Raw genomic sequence first — 3,322 nt, forward strand, 5'->3', positions numbered from 1 at the left:
CTGCTGGAGGCCGTCGAGCCCGGTACCGCGCTCCAGGTCCGGATGGACTCGCAGTACGCGATGAAGGCCGTCACCCAGTGGCTGCCGAACTGGAAGCGCAACGGCTGGAAGACCGCCGCGGGCAAGCCCGTCGCCAACCGCGAGCTCGTCGAGGGCATCGACGCCCTGCTGGCGGGCCTGGACGTGGAATTCCGCTACGTCCCGGCCCACCAGGAGGACGGCGACCACCTGAACGCCATCGCCGACCAGGCCGCCAGCGACGCCGCCGTCAGCCAGGAACCCGCCGGCACCGCCCACGGCGCCACCGCCGTCCCCGTACCGGCCCCGGGCCGCACCGCCCCCGCGCGCACGGCCCCGACCCGCCGTACGGCCGCCGCCGGTGCCACGGCCCGCTCCTCGTCCTCCTCCGGCGGCGGGCGCACCATCACCGCGAAGTTCCGCGGCACCTGCCCCTGCGGGCAGCAGTACGCGGCGGGCGAGAAGATCGCCAAGCTGGGCACCCGCTGGGGCCACCCCGACTGCCGTTCCGCCGCCGCTCCCGCCTGACCGGAGCGGCCCCGGGGCGACACCACGCCCGGCGCGCCGCCGCGCCGGGCGCCGAGGACGCCCGGAAGTGCTACAACTGGGGGCGTGACCCCTTCTCGCCACCCGTGCCGGGCACGTCGGTGCGGTCACCTCTAGGCAGCCGATCCAGAAGCGTCGCCAGACAGGTATTCGTCCTCCAGGTGGCGATCGTGGTGTTGCTCGCGGCCGGTGCGCTGCTGGCGCTGCTCCTCCAGTCGCGGCACGACGTCGACCGCGAGGCCCGCAACCGGTCGGTGGCCGTCGCCCAGACCTTCGCCCACTCCCTGGGCCTCCAGGCGGCGCTGAAGTCCGCCGACCCCACGGCCGTCCTGCAGCCCCTCGCCGAGCGGACCCGCAAGGACGCCGGGGTCGACTTCATCGTGGTCATGGACACCCACGGCATCCGCTACACCCACCCCAAGCCGGACCGCATCGGAAAACGGTTCGTCGGCACCATCGAGCCCTCCCTCGCCGGGCAGACCTACACCGAGAGCGTGGACGGCCCCCTCGGCAAGGAGATCCAGGCGGTGGTGCCCGTCACCGCACCCGACGGCAAGGTCGTCGGACTGGTGTCCGCGGGCCTCACCGTCAAGAACGTCACCGGGGTCGTCAACCGCCAGCTCCCCGTCATCCTGCTGTCCATCGCCGCCACCCTGGCCCTGGCCACCGCGGGCACCGCCCTCATCAGCAGGCGGCTCAACCGGCAGACCCACGGGCTGGGCCCGCTGGAGATGACCCGGATGTACGAACACCACGACGCGGTCCTCCACGCCGTCCGCGAAGGGGTGCTGATCATCGACGGGGACGGCCGGCTGCTGCTCGCCAACGACGAGGCCAAACGGCTCCTCGGGCTGCCCGAGGACGCCGACGGCCGCCACATCGGGGACGTACCGGGCCTGGACCACCGGATGGCGGACCTGTTGCTCTCCGGCCGGGTGGCCACCGACGAGGTGCTGGAGACCGGCGAGCGGCTGCTCGTCGTCAACCAGCGGCGCACCCACCCCCGCGGCCGCGCCGACGGCGGTACCGCGGTCACCATCCGCGATTCCACCGAGATGCGGGTCCTGACCAGCCGCGCCGACACGGCCCGCCGCCGCCTGAAGCTGCTCTACGACGCGGGCGGCGACATCGGCACCACCCTCGACGTGGTCCGCACCGCCGAGGAACTCGCCCACGTCGCCGTACCCCGCTTCGCCGACTTCGCCACCGTCGACCTGGCCGAACCGGTCCTCGACGGGGACGAGCCCGGGCCCGGGGCCGACATGCGGCGCACCGCGGTCAGCGGCATCCGCACCGACCACCCCCTCTACCCCCGCGGCCTGCTGATCGACTTCCTGCCCTCCACCCCCCAGGCGCGCGGCTACGGCACCGGCGAGGCCGAGCTGGTGCCCGACCTGTCCGCCGAGCCCGGCTGGCTCGCCCAGGACCCGGTACGCACCCGCGCCATCATCGACTACGGCATCCACTCGCTGATCGCGGCCCCGCTCACCGCCCGCGGGGTGGTCCTCGGCGTGGTCAACTTCTGGCGCGCGACCAAGCCCGAGCCCTTCGACGAGGACGACCTCTCGCTGGCCGTGGAACTCGTCGCCCGCGCCGCCGTCAGCATGGACAACGCCCGCCGCTACACCCGCGAGCACGCCCTCGCCGTCACCCTCCAGCGCAGCCTGCTGCCGCGCGCCCTGCCCGAGCAGAGCGCCGTGGACGTGGCGCACTTCTACCTGCCCGCGCAGTCCGGGGTGGGCGGCGACTGGTTCGACGTGATCCCGCTGCCGGGCTGCCGGGTCGCGCTGGTCGTCGGGGACGTCGTCGGACACGGACTGCACGCCGCCGCGACCATGGGACGGCTGCGCACCGCCGTCCACAACTTCTCCTCGCTCGACCTCGCCCCCGACGAGATCCTCGCCCGCCTGGACGACCTGGTCCAGCGCATCGACCACGACGACGAGGGCGGCGACGCGACCGGCTCCGTCCTCGGCGCCACCTGCCTGTACGCCGTCTACGACCCGGTCTCCCGGCGCTGCACGCTGGCCCGGGCCGGACACCTCCCGCCCCTGGTGGCCGCCCCCGACGGCACCACCGAGATCGTGGACCTGCCGGCCGGCCCCCCGCTCGGGCTCGGCGGCATGCCCTTCGAGACGGCGGAACTGGACCTGGCGGAGGGCAGCCGGCTCGTCCTGTACACGGACGGGCTGGTCGAGGAGCGCGGCCGGGACATCGGCGAGGGGCTGGAACTGCTGCGCACCGCCATCAGCGGCTCCGACGGGGACCCGCGGGAGACCTGCCGGGAGGTCCTCGACCTGCTGCTGCCCACCCGCCCGGCCGACGACGTGGCCCTCCTCGTCGCCCGGACCCGGACCCTGGGCGCGGACCGGGTCGCCCAGTGGGACGTGCCCTTCGAGGCGAGCGCGGTCGGCGAGATCCGGGGCGCCGCGGCCCGCACCCTGGAGGACTGGGGCCTGCCCGAGCTGGGCTTCGCCACCGAGCTGATCCTGAGCGAGCTGGTCACCAACGCGTTGCGCCACGGCAGCGCCCCCGTACGGGTCCGGCTGCTCCACGACCACGGGCTGACCTGCGAGGTCTGGGACGGCAGCAGCACCGCCCCGCACCTGCGCTACGCCGCCACCACCGACGAGGGCGGACGCGGCCTGTTCCTGGTGGCGCAGCTCAGCGAGCACTGGGGCACCCGGTACACCCCCGAGGGCAAGGTCATCTGGGCGGAGCTGGCACCGCCCGGCTCCGGCGAGGACGCGGAAGCGGA

At 74.4% G+C, this 3,322-nt stretch carries 2 protein-coding genes; both read left to right on the forward strand.

Annotated elements, in window-relative coordinates; genetic code table 11:
* Positions 1-546 (forward strand): RNase H family protein (locus ACFVXK_RS37720; RefSeq protein ID WP_389621638.1); only part of this gene is annotated, 546 nt, incomplete at its 5' end.
* A 119-nt stretch (positions 547-665) separates the two neighbouring features.
* Positions 666-3,322, forward strand: a 2,657-nt coding sequence (locus ACFVXK_RS37725) for a SpoIIE family protein phosphatase (protein WP_389621641.1), incomplete at its 3' end; no start/stop codon positions are given.

The organism is Streptomyces sp. NPDC058157, assembly GCF_042884105.1.
Lineage (GTDB): Bacteria > Actinomycetota > Actinomycetes > Streptomycetales > Streptomycetaceae > Streptomyces.